17 protein-coding genes and 2 pseudogenes are annotated in these 15,539 nt (G+C 59.1%); 11 read left to right on the forward strand and 8 right to left on the reverse strand.

What is annotated here, in order from left to right:
- Positions 1 to 133: 133 nt before the first annotated feature.
- From A5892_RS20995 to A5892_RS07125, 6 genes and pseudogenes are all read left to right on the forward strand, one after another.
- Complete coding sequence (locus tag A5892_RS20995) at positions 134 to 850, forward strand: class I SAM-dependent methyltransferase (RefSeq protein ID WP_411431761.1); 717 nt, start codon at positions 134 to 136, stop codon at positions 848 to 850.
- Positions 754 to 1,389 (forward strand): annotated as a pseudogene (locus A5892_RS20700) (LLM class flavin-dependent oxidoreductase); the annotation flags it as partial. The gene A5892_RS20995 and the pseudogene A5892_RS20700, both read left to right, overlap by 97 nt.
- Before the next feature lie 59 nt (positions 1,390 to 1,448).
- Positions 1,449 to 1,571: pseudogene (locus A5892_RS21070) on the forward strand (LysR family transcriptional regulator); the annotation flags it as partial.
- Between the two features lie 12 nt (positions 1,572 to 1,583).
- Positions 1,584 to 1,799 (forward strand): hypothetical protein, encoded by a 216-nt coding sequence (locus tag A5892_RS21075; protein ID WP_441294772.1) that lies wholly within the window; start codon positions 1,584 to 1,586, stop codon positions 1,797 to 1,799.
- 433 nt (positions 1,800 to 2,232) lie between these two features.
- A complete protein-coding gene (locus A5892_RS07120) occupies positions 2,233 to 3,843 on the forward strand; it encodes a Fic family protein (protein ID WP_064122213.1) in 1,611 nt (536 codons plus the stop codon).
- A gap of 124 nt (positions 3,844 to 3,967) precedes the next feature.
- Positions 3,968 to 4,339, forward strand: a complete 372-nt coding sequence (locus A5892_RS07125) for a hypothetical protein (protein WP_223302816.1) — start codon at positions 3,968 to 3,970, stop codon at positions 4,337 to 4,339.
- On the opposite strand, the gene A5892_RS19790 is transcribed toward A5892_RS07125, so the two are convergent.
- Both A5892_RS19790 and A5892_RS19795 read right to left on the reverse strand, forming a co-directional pair.
- A complete protein-coding gene (locus A5892_RS19790) occupies positions 4,326 to 4,757 on the reverse strand; it encodes a DUF6119 family protein (protein WP_223302817.1) in 432 nt (143 codons plus the stop codon). The two genes, A5892_RS07125 and A5892_RS19790, sit on opposite strands and share 14 nt — an antisense overlap.
- 39 nt (positions 4,758 to 4,796) lie before the next feature.
- Positions 4,797 to 5,696: a LysR family transcriptional regulator gene (locus tag A5892_RS19795; protein WP_082890319.1), complete on the reverse strand. Its 900-nt coding sequence runs from the start codon at positions 5,694 to 5,696 to the stop codon at positions 4,797 to 4,799.
- Between the two features lie 165 nt (positions 5,697 to 5,861).
- Between A5892_RS19795 and A5892_RS07135 the strand changes: the two genes are divergently transcribed.
- From A5892_RS07135 to A5892_RS20955, 3 genes are all read left to right on the forward strand, one after another.
- On the forward strand, positions 5,862 to 6,974 hold the full coding sequence (locus A5892_RS07135) for an asparaginase (RefSeq protein WP_064122215.1): 1,113 nt from the start codon (positions 5,862 to 5,864) through the stop codon (positions 6,972 to 6,974).
- Between the two features lie 1,646 nt (positions 6,975 to 8,620).
- Positions 8,621 to 8,782, forward strand: coding sequence for a helix-turn-helix domain-containing protein (locus tag A5892_RS21000; protein WP_223302818.1), 162 nt, complete (start codon positions 8,621 to 8,623; stop codon positions 8,780 to 8,782).
- 269 nt (positions 8,783 to 9,051) lie between these two features.
- A complete protein-coding gene (locus A5892_RS20955; protein ID WP_223302869.1) occupies positions 9,052 to 9,402 on the forward strand; it encodes a HipA N-terminal domain-containing protein in 351 nt (116 codons plus the stop codon).
- Here A5892_RS20955 and A5892_RS20460 read toward each other — a convergent pair.
- Positions 9,291 to 9,608, reverse strand: a complete 318-nt coding sequence (locus A5892_RS20460) for a hypothetical protein (protein WP_064122216.1) — start codon at positions 9,606 to 9,608, stop codon at positions 9,291 to 9,293. The genes A5892_RS20955 and A5892_RS20460 overlap by 112 nt on opposite strands.
- A 61-nt stretch (positions 9,609 to 9,669) precedes the next feature.
- On the reverse strand, positions 9,670 to 10,428 hold the full coding sequence (locus A5892_RS07145) for an SDR family NAD(P)-dependent oxidoreductase (RefSeq protein ID WP_064124357.1): 759 nt from the start codon (positions 10,426 to 10,428) through the stop codon (positions 9,670 to 9,672).
- Between the two features lie 145 nt (positions 10,429 to 10,573).
- Between A5892_RS07145 and A5892_RS07150 the strand changes: the two genes are divergently transcribed.
- Entirely contained in the window at positions 10,574 to 11,446 is an 873-nt protein-coding gene (locus A5892_RS07150; RefSeq protein WP_064122217.1) for a LysR family transcriptional regulator, read from the forward strand.
- A gap of 182 nt (positions 11,447 to 11,628) precedes the next feature.
- On the opposite strand, the gene A5892_RS07155 is transcribed toward A5892_RS07150, so the two are convergent.
- Entirely contained in the window at positions 11,629 to 12,042 is a 414-nt protein-coding gene (locus A5892_RS07155) for an ester cyclase (RefSeq protein WP_064122218.1), read from the reverse strand.
- Between the two features lie 178 nt (positions 12,043 to 12,220).
- The gene (locus A5892_RS07160; RefSeq protein ID WP_064122219.1) at positions 12,221 to 12,454 is read right to left on the reverse strand and encodes a hypothetical protein; all 234 of its coding nucleotides are present in this window, start codon (positions 12,452 to 12,454) and stop codon (positions 12,221 to 12,223) included.
- Positions 12,455 to 12,552: 98 nt separating this feature from the next.
- On the opposite strand from A5892_RS07160, the gene A5892_RS07165 reads away from it, so the two are divergent.
- A complete protein-coding gene (locus A5892_RS07165) occupies positions 12,553 to 13,161 on the forward strand; it encodes a TetR/AcrR family transcriptional regulator (RefSeq protein WP_190295666.1) in 609 nt (202 codons plus the stop codon).
- A 67-nt stretch (positions 13,162 to 13,228) separates the two neighbouring features.
- Here the strand turns inward: A5892_RS07165 and A5892_RS07170 are convergent, their stop codons facing one another.
- Positions 13,229 to 14,236: a zinc-dependent alcohol dehydrogenase family protein gene (locus A5892_RS07170; RefSeq protein ID WP_064122220.1), complete on the reverse strand. Its 1,008-nt coding sequence runs from the start codon at positions 14,234 to 14,236 to the stop codon at positions 13,229 to 13,231.
- 173 nt (positions 14,237 to 14,409) lie between these two features.
- Entirely contained in the window at positions 14,410 to 15,393 is a 984-nt protein-coding gene (locus A5892_RS07175; RefSeq protein WP_064122221.1) for an aldo/keto reductase, read from the reverse strand.
- Between the last annotated feature and the right edge of the window lie 146 nt (positions 15,394 to 15,539).

Genomic DNA, 15,539 nt, shown 5'->3' on the forward strand with positions numbered 1-15,539 from the left:
TGCACATCTGGAAATCGGCGGGTCATTGATGAGGTGCTCCTCGCGCACGAGGGAGGATATTCTCGCAATCAAAAGTCCATGCACTCAAGCAGCGGAAATATTGATGACTGGCCAAATAACATTGGATAAATCCATGAAAAACAGCACGAATTTGGAGCATTCGGCTTTTTTTGATGCGACGTCTTTGTCCCAGCGTTTTGTTGCCGATCTACTCGAAAAAGCTGACATCCGCATCAACGGCGACCGTCCCTGGGATATCCGCTTCAATGCCCATGGGGTAATCGAGCGGGCACTCGCGCGTGGCAATCTGGGGCTGGGCGAGAGCTACATGAGCGATGACTGGGACGCCGAGCGACTCGATGAATTTTTTCATCATTTGCTTCGCGCACGTCTGCCCGATCACATCAAGCCCCGCAAGCTTCTCTTCCATCACCTGCGCACGCGGATGTTCAATCGGCAGACAGCCAAGCGTGCTTTCGAGGTTGGAAAGGTCCACTATGACCTAGGCAATCACTTCTTTGCGGCCATGCTCGACAAGCGTATGACCTATACGTGTGGTTATTGGAAGAACGCCGATAACCTGGACCAAGCCCAGGAAGCCAAGCTGGATATTGTCTGCCGCAAACTCGAATTGGAACCCGGCATGCGAGTGCTCGACATTGGTTGCGGCTGGGGCAGCTTCATGGCGTATGCAGCCGAACACTATGCTCTGAGGGTAACACTGTCGCCGACCCCCTTGAGAAAACGGCGGACTTGGCAGCGCATGCCGAGGCACTCGGATTTACGCGCTACTGGATCGCCGAGCACCACGGCCTGGCCGGAGTCGCTTCATCCGCCACTGCGGTCTTGATCAGCCATATCGCCGCCGCGACGAGAACAATCCGCGTGGGTGCAGGCGGAATCATGCTTCCCAATCACGCACCGCTCGTTGTGGCTGAGTAATTCGGAACGCTGGACGCACTCTATCCGGGTCGAATCGATCTCGGTCTTGGCCGTGCACCAGGCGGTGACGGACGCGTTATCCGCGCGCTACGCCGTACGCTGGAGAGCGACCCGAACACGTTCCCGTCGGACGTGGCCGAGCTTCGGAGTTACTTCGCCGATGACGGACAAACCGGGGTTGTAGCGATGCCCGGGGCGGGCGCGAAACCACAGATTTGGATACTGGGTTCCAGCCTTAACGGCGCAATGCTGGCAGCGGCTCTCGGGCTGCGCTTCGCGTTCGCCTCCCATTTCGCACCGGATGTACTGGATCAGGCGCTGTCGACTTATCGCCGCGAATTTCGTCCCTCTGCGCTGCTCGCCGACCCCTATGCCGCAGCGGGGTTGAATGTCTATGCTGCCGATAGCGACGAGGAGGCTGAGCTGATCGCGTCATCGCAGCAGCAGTTTTCGGTCGAGCCTTCTCGTCCGTGCTGGCTCAATTCGAGAGTTAAGCAGGCAATGCGATGGAATTGCGACATTTACGATGTTTTCTGGCAGTTGCTGAAGAACTCCACTTTGCTCGGGCCGCGGAGCGGCTTCACATTGAACAGTCGCCGCTTTCGCGTGCCATTAAGGAACTGGAAGAAGAACTGGGCGTGATGCTGTTCGCCCGTACTACGCGCAGCACACGGCTGACTCGCGCAGGCGCACTTTTCCTGGAGTACGTTCTGCGCATCTTCGCCGCCTTGCAGCAGGTACGTGACAGCGTCAAGGCTGCTGCCAACGGCTTTCGTGGTCAGTTGCGCATCGCTTTGTCCGACGGCATTACGCCATCGCGCATGGCGAAGAAGTTGCCAACTCGGCCGATGGCGTAAAGGCGGCCCGATCGCGCCCTTCATTCCTAAGGACCGGGCGTTGTCGACAGCCGAGGTCCGGGTGGCCTTCCATCAGTTGGAGTCCATCGCGTCCTATCCGACCATCCGGCTGGCCTTGCGCCTGATTCTGCTGACGCTGGTGCGCAAGAGCCAACTGATCCAGGCCACCTGGGATGAGGTCAACAATGGGTGGACATGGTGGAGGCGTGGATCGATCGGCGCTCGCATGTGCCGAAGCGCGTGCCTGAGCAGGGGAGGAGGGTGGTGTGTACTTCCCCAATGGCGCGGACATCAGTCCATCGTGGCATAATCGTTTTTGTGCAAAATTGAGTCAATATAACTAATTTTGTTCATTCATAATCGTTGTTCGCCAGGATGCTGCCTGCAAAACTATTTTTGAGCATCGACATCCCTCTTTACTCGGGAGCCCATCATGAATGACTTGCCTGCAGATCCTATCGGTGCCGCCTGGCTAGCTCAGGCCTATGGGGTGCTGCCATTGGGGCGGTTGCCTGTGATGAGCCGGATGGGGGGGCGACGCGCAACCCAGGTTAACGAGGGTTTCCGTTTGGAGACCTATACGGAACCCATGCGACCGGCTGCCGAGCCCGCTGCGCATCTGCAGTTCCACCTGCGGCATGAGGTGCCCCACCTGGAGTTTCTGGCCCGTCTTTTCGAGCGGACGGGGCCGGACTTCGTCCAGGCCTGGGTTGCGGGCGAACCCACCGGTCAGTACGCGCGCCGTGCCGCGTTTCTGTATGAGTGGCTGACGGGGCATGTTCTGGAGGTGCCCGAGCGGCTGGGCGGCAACTACGTCGATGCCATCGACGAGGCGAAATTGGTCGCGGCATCCAGCGACTGGGTGACCAAGGTTCCGCGCTGGCGGGTGAACGACAACCTGGCAGGCACACGCGAATTCTGCCCCATCGTGGTCAAGACCGACGCAGTAGAGACGGCAGCTGCACTGGCAGTGTCGCGCCTGTTCGGCGAACTCACGGACGAGTTCGGCGAGGACCTGCTGCAGCGTGCGGCGGTCTGGATGACCTTGCGCGAGAGCAAGGCCAGCTTCGCCATCGAAGGCGAGGCCGACCGTGTGGGGCGGGTACAGCGTTTCGCCGATGTCATGGCACGACGCACAGGACAAGGCGAAGTACCGCTGAGCGATGCCGCATTGGCAGCCCTGCAACAGGAAATATTGGGCGATCGGACCACGATCGCGCACTTCGGGATTCGGCAGTCGCCTGTGTTCGTTGGCGAAATGGTTCGCTACCAGGAGGTCGTGCACTACGTGGCGCCTGCGGCCGACGAAGTCGACGCGATGCTCGAGGGGCTGCGAGTGTTTCTCGACAGGACCGAGGGGCAGTCGCCGGTGATGCGCAGCGCCGTTGCGGCGTTCGGCTTCGTCTATATCCATCCGCTGGCCGATGGCAATGGCCGCGTGCATCGATTCCTAGTCAACGACATCCTGCGGCGCGACGGCGTGATTCCGGACCCCGTGATCCTGCCGATCTCGGCGGTCATCACTGATGACGCGGGCGAGCGGCGTGGTTACGATCGGGTGCTGGACCAGGTGTCCAAGCCTCTGATGCAGGCCGTGCGCGACCACCTCGCTTTCGGGTCCACGCAAACCGCCTATCCGGACGGCGTGTCGTCGAATTTCGTCTTTCAAGGTGGCGACCAAGCCAGACCACTGTGGCGTTATCCGGAACTCGGGCCACACGTAGTCTTCCTGGCCAACATCGTCAGCCGGACTCTGACCGAGCAGATGCGCGAGGAGTCGCGCTATCTGCGCAGTCATGCGCGGGCGCGGGCGGCATTGAAGGAAGTGGTCGAGATGCCTGATCACCAAGCTGACCGGGTTCTGCGTTCGATCGAGCAGAACCGTGGCGAGCTGAGCAACGTGCTAGCCAAAGAAGTGCCCATTCTTGCACGGCCCGGGGTATGGGCCGAGATCGTCGATGCTGTCTTTCAGGCTTTGGGAGAGGAACGAGCAGATATGGCAGTGATCGACCGATATCGCCTCGGTAAACCTGTGGGGCGCTGATGTAGAGCGAGCCTGCATTGGTTGTTGTCATCTGGCAACTATGGATTTTCATTCCAGCATCGGCGTTTGAACGAAACGGAGAGCACGCGCTTATCTGTGCGCTCCCGAATCAGGATCGAGCAGAATGATGAAATACACCTTCATCCTGAAATACCAGCTTGCCGACCATGACTGCAATCCCGTTGCATTGGTCGAGCGCTTGGGTGAGGCCGGCTTCGACGATGCTCTGGTCGGTATCGGACAGCCGGGCCGTCTGGCGCAGGAGTTAACCTGCGAGGCGTCGGATGCGGATGAAGCGGTTCGCAGCGCATTGGCCTGCGTGCGCCGCACCGTGCCCTCAGCCCGGCTGATCGAGGTCGCGCCGGATCTGGTTGGGCTGACCGATGTGGCGAAGGAGGGCGGCGGCTTTCGCGTTCAGTGTCCAAGGAGCTGGAAGCCTTGGTTGGATGAGAGGCGCTCTCGGCCAGAAGCGGACGCTCACCTTACTCGTCATTAACTTCTTCCGCGCCAAGCTCACCAGCGGGTTTAGCAATGATCTCCAGCTCAATTGGGATATCGAGCTGATCCAGTCGATCTGCAGCTGCCTGCAGGCTGACCTTGCTGAAGAATGGGAGATCCAAGCTTCTATCTTTGTAGGGCTTACGCATTATTCCGTACACAACGGTGTACTCAGTACGGGCCACTTTTCCATTAATTGTGGGCAGTAGCGATAGAGAGCTTGCTCGCCGCTGCCTGACGGCTTTCCGAAGACTCTTTCTAAACTCTGCATCGCTGACCAGTGCTGCGGCGCTGACGATTCCCTGTGCCCAAAGATGGCTGATGGGCCCGGAGGAATGACCATTATCGGCTGTGATCAATGAGCCCCGTAAATTCAATTGCCAAAACCATGGCAGTGACAACACTCGATGGGACATGATCAGCCCGCGCATTCAGACGGGTGAAGGCCTCTGAATTCAGATTTGCCAAGTAGATTGAAAATCAAACGTTTTAATACTCGTGATTAAATCTTTAATCAAAAAATTTTCATTGGCCTTCAAAAATGCAACACAGGTAAGCGCTAACGCCTGAAGGTCAGAAATTGGCGTGAAGGCAAGTGCACCTGACCGCGAATGCTTCAAAGACGCTGGAATAATTGCGTTTCCCACCCCCATTTCGACGTAGGAAAGGATTGTAGGAATGATACTTCGGTAAGAGTATTTTGGCACTAATCCACGTTCATAGAAAAGGCGAGAGAGCAGGTCGTTAAAATAAGGGGAAATTTTATTGTCATATTCGATCAGTGGGCTTTGGATAGTATCGTTTAGGCTTACTGAGTGTGCGCTCGTCTTATCACTATTTGCTCTCCGACAAAAAAGTAGTGGCTCGGTATACAGCGTTTCTTGTTGCACATCAGGATCTGTGCTGACTGGCCGCATAATCGCAATGTCTAGCTTCCGCTCACGAAGTGATGCCACCATCTCTACGGAATTGAGCTCGAACAGTTCCAGATCGATGTCTGGCCTTGAGCTACGGAAATGGTGGATAGCGCCCGCTAGGGAGGAGCAGGCAGCGGTTGGCGTAAATCCGACTTTTAGAAAGCCCCCCTCACCATTCGCAACCTGCCTGACGCATCGCACCATATGGTCGGTATCTGTCTGTAGCTGTTTAGTCATTCGCAAAAGTAACTCACCCGCTGGGGTAAGAAAAACTGCTCGGGTGCTCCGCACGAACAATTGCACCTTCAAAACAGACTCCAGCCGCTTTATCTGCTGAGTGAGCGCAGGCTGGCTGATGAATAGGCTTACGGCTGCTTTTCGGAAATGAAGGTGCTCAGCCACTGCTACGAAGCATTCCAAGAGGCGGAAATCGATCATATTGATCACCTGTGCAAAATAGTTCGATCAAAAAATACGAATAGATCTTATCAATCATGGCCTGTAGGATCAATTTTGCCTGCCAGCTTTGTAACGATCCAAACACACTTCTTAGCCGTGGTCCGCTCTTGGCGGGTCTCTGGCTGCCTTTAGGATAAGATAATAATGAATCAGAAAGTTCTATCTAATTACGCTCGTTGCCAAGGCGCAGTAAAGCAAGCCGCAGTCGGAATGACCTTGGCATTGATACTTTCTCTGGTGCCTTTCAGCGCCAATGCTGATACAGCTGAGAAGCCGCACGTAGTGGTTGTAGGAACAGGCGGCACAATCGCTGGGTCAGGCACGTTGGCCACCGACACGTCGACCTACAAAACTGCTTCGGTGGCGGTCGATAAGATTCTCGAACAAGTGCCGGAGGCTGCAAGATTTGCCAACGTCACATCCGAGCAGCTGTTTCAAATTGGCAGCAAGAGCATGAACGAAGAGTACATGATCAAGCTAGCCAAACGAGTCGAAGCGTTGTCGGAAGACCCTAGCGTCGATGGTATTGTGGTTACCCACGGCACAGACACATTGGAAGAAACAGCGTATTTCTTGAATCTGACCGTTCATACTAACAAGCCAATCGTCTTCGCGGCATCAATGCGCCCATCCACCGCTATTAGCGCCGATGGGCCTCTCAACCTGCTCGATGCCGTCGTCATTGCCGCATCCCCCGATGCGAAAGATAAGGGTGTTTTGGTATCGCTCAACGATGAAATCCATAGTGCCCGCGATGTCAGCAAAACAAACTCATTCAAAACTGATACTTTCAAATCCCCGTATGGTCCTCTCGGCTACGTAGTAGAAGGCAAACCCTTTTTCTACCGTAATATTGCCAGACCTAACACGGTGAATTCTCAGTTTGATATCAAAAGCATTGATAAGCTGCCGCGCGTAGATATCACGTACCAATACACGAACAGCGACATGACGGCCTTCGACGCTTTTGTGAAGGCCGGCGCCAAGGCTATCGTAATCGCCGGAACAGGTAATGGAAACGTCTCTGATGCTCTGCTACCTGACCTTCAGAAGCTATCCAGTGAAACCATCTTGGTTCGCAGCTCTCGTACCGGTACTGGGTCGCTCTATCGCGGTGCTTCCTACGATGGGGATACCAAGAATGGCTTTATTGCTGTGGACGATCAACCACCAGTTAAAGCACGTCTTCTGACAGCATTGGCTTTGACCCAAACCAATGACCCAGAAGCTGTTCGGGAAATCCTCAACAAATACTAAGATTGATCAAGTCAAATTCAAGATTTTTTGACCTGCTAGCATTTCCCTCGCCAAATTCCGGCAGGTATCTGGCGAGGTTCTAGCCCTTTCAAGGGCCTGCTAGGTCGTATCCTAATCCGGCTAGGCGCTCACTTACGGCCACCCATTCATTGCCGTCTAGACTTCTTTACCTCCTTCTGTCGTGACATCTCAAGACTCTTGTAGACTGATTGCTATCGACCTATTGAGGCAGAGTACCGAAGGAACTGGAAGTCGGAGGTCGCACGATTTGTCCGTCGGGTGCGTAGTAATCCTGATCGACGCCGTTTAGCAAGCGACTGAGCCGATGGAAATGCGTGCCGGTACCAAGACCGCGCAGTCCGGACTTCTCGCCTTAAGTCATCTGCATGCGCGCGCTCATTCCAAGGATCGGAAGTAGGCTATTCACTGTTCGCTATTGTGACTTCCCTAAACGTTGACGGTTATTCACCAGGTCATCCGCTTCGAAAGTGAACGGTTCGTCGATTTTAGCCATCCTAAAGAATCTAGAGGCCAGCAGAGCGCTTACTTTGTTCAGCACCCCCTGTTCCCTTTCGCCAGTTAGTTGTGGAAAGAATGTCGATACCACTGCGGCGGCCAGAGAGCGCATTTCCGACGAGGATTTGGTCGTACTCCCAATGCCAGCGCCCCTTGGTAGGAAAGAATGTTGGTTGGTCGTCTTCAAGCAAGTAATTCCAGTTACTGCTTTCCCACATCCATTGAGATGGTTTCATTAGGTAGGGCATTGCAGCATCAGGCCGCACCGTCACCTCATGATTCCGGCCACTATCCCAGATCGTCAATGGACGTCGCTTCAGAAAGCTTAGGGCTCTCTGTCTCAATTGGTAGACTGCCAATCCATTGTTAATTTCACTCTGTAACTGCGCCTGGCTCGATCACTCAGCTACGCCCAAAATGATCCTCCCTAGGTCGAGGTTCCGGCTATGCAATGGCTGCAGATCTAAATAGAGACGACCTATTAAGGGGACAGAGATACGTTCTGCACAGCCTAGCTCCAGAATCAGTGGAACAATACTGGCTTCCGACTCGTCGGCGATCTGTGTCAACAGACGTAGCTCTCCGTTCAAGCCCGATCCAACTCGCTGAGCCGCCTCCAGATAGTCTTGATCGCCAAAGCACAGGACAAGAAGTGGGCGTTTTTCCAAAGCTTTATCAATGGCGCTTTCGACTAGTTCGCCCAATGGCACGTTGTCACGATCCCAGAAAATATCGTGATTCCAATCTAGGCTAGAAATAATACCTTGGCGAACCCACTCTTTTTTCTGAACTTCTGAGCCCTAGGCGTACGAGATGAAGATAGAGTCGCCGTTCTCTGCTGTTGCCATCTGTTCTATCCGCCGGACCGTCGGCTCGTGCTGCCAAGTTACCGTCTCGCTGGCCTGGCTATTATGAGGTGAGTATCAATGAAGCTCATCTTAAAGGGAATGATCAAAGCAGATGAGCCACTGATATAGCAGGCCATCGAGGCTTCGAGCGGATACCTCGAAGCTGTATGCCAGATACTTGGCGAATATCTGATATCCAGCTGTTGCGCGTTTAGCTGAATTCCAGGTATCCAATAGGCCTTCGTTATCACATCGCTGGTCACTGCCGTCCAACTTGGCACGGTGCTTAAGGTTGCACGCAAGTCGCAGGGGCTGACCCAATCGGCGCTGGCTGCTCTTATTGGCCTGAGCCAGTCGCGGGTCTCTCATTTAACTCAATGCCCACGAGCTGAGCGTGGAGTAACTCTTAGCCTGGTGCGCTGCGCTCGCTGGGTCTGGAGTTGACCATTGGAACCTGTGGCAGCCCTGTGGGGTCGTCTGCCGCGCAAACGGATTGGTGAATGGGGCGTCGATCGCACAGCCGCGGTCTGTCCATCTGTACCAACGGTGTTCGCGCTGGACGATGGACGATTCCCGCTCGCAGAGAGATGGAACTGCAGTACGCCGTGGATTGGGTGGGTGTCGACATCGGCCAACCGCTGTCGTTGTCGCTGCCGTTCAATTGGCTGAACCTGCCGCTCAAGGGCGAGAAGGTCGCCAACTAATTCGACAACCTGCTTCCGGACAGCGATGCCATCCGCCGCCGCGTGGCCGAGCGATTCAGGACGGATTCGATCGACCCGTTCGATCTGCTGACAGCCATCGGACGCGATTGCGTTGGCGCCGTACAGATCCTGGAGGAGAACGAGGAACCGGAGGGCTTCGACCGTGTTGAGGCCTTGCCCTTATCCGAGAAGGATTGCACCAAAAGCTTTGGGCGGTCGCTGGCGAGCAGTAGACGCAAGGCAGCCGCTCAGGTGAGTGGTGAACCGACACTTGGTGAAAGGGTCTGGACTTCGACGTGCTTGATCTGCGTCATGTCGAAGCCGACCATGTCTTGCGTGAAACCCGGGCTCGCCATGTAGTCGCAGATCGCCTGCTCGGGATTGGCACCCTCTGCGAAGCGAAGCAGCGCCACGATTTCGCGCGGACGTTCCGCTACTGTAAAGAAGCCTTCAGTGGCTATATTCAGGGCCGCCAGACTGGCGACATGGGCATGCCAGATATCAAGGTAAGCGATGGTGGCATCGTCAGAAGCCAGAAAGTAGCGGCGCAGATGATAGGTAGCCATTTTATGATCCTCGACATTTCGATAGGTTTTGAACGAATGCGCGGGAGTGCCCGCTGGCATTTCAGGATCCGGCGTGGAGGTTCTTCCATACCGCGCCGTAAGCCCCAAGCTCGCTGAAGCCGCCATCCGCGGCGAGGTCGATGCCGGTGAGGAAGCTGGCGGCGTCGCTGGCGAGGAACAGGGCCACTTCGGCCATTTCCTGGGGCCGCGCCGCGCGGCCCAATGGCGTCAAGTCAACCAATTGGCGAAACAGCGCACTGTCGGGATCCATCATCGGTGTCGCTACGACGCCGGGATGGAGCGCGTTGACGCGGATGTTGGCTGGCGCGAACTCGATGGCCGCTGCCTTGGTCAGGCCGCGCACGCCCCATTTGGACGTAGAGTAGCCGGCAACCGGATGACCCATGATGCCCGCGGTGGAGCCCAGGTTGACGATACTGCCGCCGCCGGTGCGCTTCATCAGCGGTGCGCATGCCTGGATGCCGAGAAGCTGCCCCGTCAGGTTGACGTTCAGCATGCGATCCCATTCTTCCCGCGTCGTATCGGTAAGCGCGTGGCGAACGTTGGTGCCTGCGTTGTTGATGAGAATGTCGAGCCGGCCTGCTTGGGCCTCGATCTCGTCAACGACCCTTTGCCACGCCTGGGCATCGGTGACGTCCAGGTACAGGAAGCTGGCTTGCCCCGTTGCGCCGATCTCTGCGGCCAGTGCCTGGCCTAGGAACACGCGGGCCCCCTCCTGAACGAACAGCCGCGCCTCTGCCGCACCCTGTCCACGCGCGCCGCCCGTTATCAACGCCACTTTGTGCTCAAGCCGGCCCATGTCCTTTCTCCCCATGCAGTTCGTCGTACCTGCTGGCCATCGGCGCGGATGCGCCGTGAAACTCAGCGGTCAGCACAATATATTTACGTGTCCTCGGTTTGATTAGAGGCACTGTGGTGCTGATATTTCCAATCAGGAGTGTGGAATGGACAGGTTAGAGAGCATGGCGGTGTTTGCACGCGTAGCGGAAGTGGGCAGCTTCAGCGCTGCGGCGAAGGTCTGCGACTTGTCCGCCACTATGGTTGCCAAACACGTGCAGCACTTGGAGAAGCGTCTTGGCGCCAAGCTGATACACCGCACCACCCGCCGACAGAGCCTGACGGAGGTGGGGCAGGCCTTTCTCGCCGACTGCCTGGACGTGCTCGCCCGTGTCGAAGCCGCGGAAGACGAGGCCAGGGAGCGGAACAGCCAGCCCACCGGGCGCCTGCGGATCAGCGCTACCGTGTCGTTCGGCACGCATGTCGTGACGCCGCTCGTCCACGACTACCTCCGCCGCTACCCCAGTGTGGAAGTCGATCTACGACTGACCGATCGGGTGGTCGATCTGGTCGAAGAAGGCATCGATGTCGCATTCCGGTTCGGCGACCTGCCAGATAGCGGATTGGTCGCCCGGTCGTTGCGTCCCCGCTTCCGGCTCGCATGCGCGTCACCCGAGTATCTGGCGCAGCATGGGGTTCCGGCCACACCGGCCGATTTGGCACGACACGCTTGTCTTCTGTTCCGGGATGGCGCGCCGCGCAATCGATGGCAGTTCGCCAACACACCGCCTATTCAAGTGTCAGGTCGCTTCGTCGCCGACAGCGGCACGGCGTTGCTGTCGGCGGCTCGGGGCGGCTTGGGCGTGGCGCTGTTGGCGGACTTTGAAATCGCCGATGACATCACGACGGGACGGCTGGTCCAGTTGCTGTCCGATACCGCAACCCAGGCGTGGCCTCTGTCGCTCGTTCACTTGGCCGACCGACGCATGACGGCCAAGCTGCGTAGCTTCGTCGCGCTGGCGCTCGAGAGGCTGGCATGACGGCGCACGCGGCACGTGTTAGGCCGTAAAGACTAGCCAGACTTACCTGTCGTGATCATTTCAGCCAGCCTGTCGAGAGGGGTATTTGCGTGAATGGTATCTTGGAATTACGCCAAAGCAGCCGGTTTCCCCCAGGAAAGCGGGTCGGTTTGGTGCTCATACCCGGGCGACGAGCCTGAAAATCACGGCTTCACCAGGCTGGAAAGCACCTCCGACAATGTGTTGATTCCCCAGTGCTCGGCGTATTTCCCATCCTGTACGCGAACGATGTCGATGACGTCGATGGCGACGTTTCTACCCGTCGCTGGAATCCCCAATAGCGTGCCCGAGTGAATGCCGCTGATCGTCTTGCGTGTCGTCACCTTGTCCCCCTCGGCGATCTGGTCGTGGATCGTCACCCTCAGGTTCGAGAGGGCGGGCCGCAGGACGTTCTGGAAGGTGTTCCACATGCCTTCCGGCCCCTTCGGCATTTGCGGCGGCGCTGCGTGGTTGATGAAATCCGCGGCCATCAGCGAGGCGAACGCTTCGGCATTTCCCTCTTGAATGACTTCGAGATTGAAGCGACGCACCACTTGCTTGTTTTTCTCGGTGGACATGCATTCCTCGCTTAAAGGCTGGTTGGAAAGGAGCACTTGCTAACGGGCTGGACAGAGCGCCGTCTGGCGAGCCTGCCATTTCGCTCTAAGGGGGCCCGGCCCTAGGCCCCGCACGTACCTGATTCGAGATACAGGATGGCCTTTGATGCCGTGCGCATCCTGCGCCTGCTGCGTGTCGCTACTCAAGCTTCATGATCGTCCCGCCAGCCTGATTAAGGCGGGCGAGATAGGCGGTGGGGTCGAGCACCACGGCCTCGGCACCGCCGACCTCGGCTGCGACTTCCTCGGCCTTGGCAATATCGCGGCCGCCGATCAGTAGCGCTACGTTGGGGTGAGCGGCACGCAGGAAGCGTGCCGTCCAGCGACCGATGACGCCGGAGCCGCCGATGAGCAGAATGGGATCAGGTGACATGGCTGAGTCTCCTTATGTCGGGCCAAAAACCTACTGTTGGTAGTTTTAGTTTACCAATGGTAGGTTGTGCAACAGGAATCGATGAAGTGAAAAGTGTGATGAGAGATGCGACGGAGGGTGGGGTGGTTTCGCGTAGGCTTTCCAGGACGCAGCGGCGGCGTCAGCTGCTCGATACGGCGCTGCTGATCGTCCGTGAGGAGGGGGTGGATCGGCTGACGCTCGGGCATCTGGCCGCGCGTGCCGGCGTCTCCAAGCCGGTCGCTTACGATCACTTCGGTACCCGGTCGGGGCTGCTGATCGAGCTCTACAAGTCGGTGGACATAGAGCAGGTCAACGCACTGCGCAGCGCCTTGACCACCGGCGAGCGCAGCCTTGAAGAAACCGTCGAGGTGCTCGCGGCGACCTATATCCATTGCTCTGTCGATACCAGTGGAGAAAGGCATGCGCTGGGCGCGGCGCTGACGGGCAGCGAGGAAAAAGGCGCGGTGTACCAGGAGTTGCTCGACGGCTACGTCGTGCTGTTCGCCGCGGTGTTGAAGCCGCACAGCACGCTGTCGCCGGCCGAGTTGGAGCGGCGCTGCGTCGGCTTGGTCGGCGCGGGTGAGGCGCTGTCGGCGGCGATGGTGCGAGGCAGCTGCAGCGAGGCCGAGGCCGCCGAGGCGTTCGCCTCGCTGATCCAGGGCGCGGTGCGCGCGCCCGTGGGTTGACCTTCATCATCGCCGAACCGAAAACCGCGTAATCGAACTGCTGCCGGCGGGATGCGGGGAGGGGCGGTTACCACTGCACGCCGATCTTGCCGAAGTGGCGGCCGCTTTCTTCATGGCGGAAGGCGTCGGCCAAGGCTTCCAGCTCGAAACGGCGGTCGATCAGCGGGCGAATGCCGGTGGTGTCGAGCGCGCGGACGAAATCCTGCTGTTCGCGGCGGCTGCCGACGATGATGCCCTGGAGCTTGGCCTGCTTGGCCATCAGCACGCCGGTCGGCACCTCGCCGCCGAGGCCGGTCAACACGCCGATCAGCGATATGTGGCCGCCGACCCGGACCGCATCGAGCGACTGCGCCAGGGTGCCGGGGCCGCCGACTTCGATCACATGGTCGACGCCGCGTCCGCCGGTCCAGTCCCGCACGCTGCGGCCCCAGTCCGGGTTGGTGCGGTAGTTGAGGGTGCAGGCCGCGCCGAGCTCTCGCAGGCGCTCAAGCTTCGCATCCGAGGAGGAGGTGGCGATCACGGTCGCGCCCATGGCGCGGGCGATCTGCAGCGCCCAGATCGAAACCCCGCCGGTGCCCAGCACCAGCACACTGTCACCCGCTTTCAACCCGCCCTCGGTGACCAGCGCGCGCCAGGCGGTGAGCCCGGCGGTGGTGATCGTTGCCGCCTCCACCGGGTCGTAGCCCTTTGGCGCATGGGTGAAGGAGTTGGCCGGCAGTACCACCGTGCCCTGCGCGAAGCCGTCGATGCCGTCGCCCGGCACGCGGGAGAAATTGCCGATCGTGGCGCTGCCGTCCTGCCAGTCGGGGAAGAAGCAGGAGACGACCTGGTCGCCGGGCGCGAACTCGCTCACCCCTGGCCCGACCGCCTCGACCGTGCCGGCGCCGTCGGCCATCGGTATGCGCCCATCCGCGGCCGGCATCTGTCCGGTGCAGACCAGGTAGTCGTGGAAGTTGAGCGAGCTGCCGTGCAGCGTGACCCGGATCTCGCCGGGGCCGGGCTCACCGGGATCGGCGAGATCCGTCGGCACCAGTCGATCCAATCCGCCGGGCGCCTTCAGTGTGATCGCTTTCATATGCTCATGTCCTTGCAGGTCGTTGCGCAGCGAAGGCGTCGCACCTGTCCGGCAGGGCGGATGCCTTCGCGGGGGATAGCGCGGTTGTGTGTCGGGCCTTGCGCGCTCCAGCGGATGCGCGCAAGGCCCCGCCAGGCACTCGCGGGTGCGTGGTGCCGCGGCATCGCATTCTCCTAATCGTGCCCGGTCACGGCGTGGGGCTCGTAGTGTGCCTCCAACTGCTCGATCTCGTCCCGCGTCAGCGCGAACTCGACCGCCGCTACCGCGTCGTCCAGCTGCCCGGCCTTGGTCGCGCCGGCGATCGGGGCCGAGACGCCCGGTTGGGCCAGCACCCAGGCGAGGGCCACCTGCGCCATGCCGACCCCGCGCGCCGCGGCGATGGTTTCGACTGCGTCGATCACCCGGCCGTCGGCCGCTTCGGTCGCGGCATAGAGCGAGGCGCCGAATACGTCGCTTCCGCTGCGCGCCGTTTCTCCGCCCCTGGGTCGTGCCAGCCTGCCGCGCGCCAGCGGGCTCCAGGGTATCAGCCCGACGCCCTGGTCGGCGCACAGCGGGATCATCTCCCGCTCCTCTTCGCGATAGAGCAGGTTGAGATAGTTCTGCATCGTCGCGAACGGCGTCCAGCCGTTGGCGCGCGCCACCTCCTGCGCCTTGGCGAACTGCCATGCGAACATCGAGGAGGCACCGATGTAGCGCGCCTTGCCGGCCTTCACCACCTCATGCAGCGCCTCCATCGTCTCCTCGATCGGCGTGGCATAGTCCCAGCGGTGGATCTGGTAGAGGTCGACATGGTCGAGGCCCAGCCGGGTCAGGCTGGCATCGATCTCGGTCATGATCGCTTTGCGTGACAGGCCCTCGCGGTTGGGGCCGTCGCCGGAGACCGAATTACGTACCTTGGTCGCCACCACCGCTTCATCGCGGCGGGTGAATTCCTTCAGCAGCTTGCCGACGATGATTTCAGAGCTGCCGGCCGAATAGACGTTGGCGGTGTCGAAGAAGTTGATCCCTGCTTCTACCGCGCGGCGGAAGATCGGGCGGCTGGCGTCCTCGCCCAGCGTCCAGGGATGACCGCCGGCATCGGGCTCGCCGAACGACATGCAGCCGAGGCACAGGCGCGAGACGTCCAGGCCGGTGCGGCCGAGTTTGGTGTATTGCATCGGGTCTCCTCAAAACGGCAGCCAGCGCATCGAGCGATGCGTCGTCCGTTCATCGGCAATTAAGATAGTGCCCCCATCGCGGGGGCACAACTCGAAGAGCAGTCATCGAGGGTGGCGGCGCCGTGCACGCCGCACCATCGATGCCG

Origin of the sequence: Halotalea alkalilenta, assembly GCF_001648175.1 — a bacterium.
In the GTDB taxonomy this organism is placed as follows: Bacteria; Pseudomonadota; Gammaproteobacteria; order Pseudomonadales; family Halomonadaceae; genus Halotalea; species Halotalea alkalilenta_A.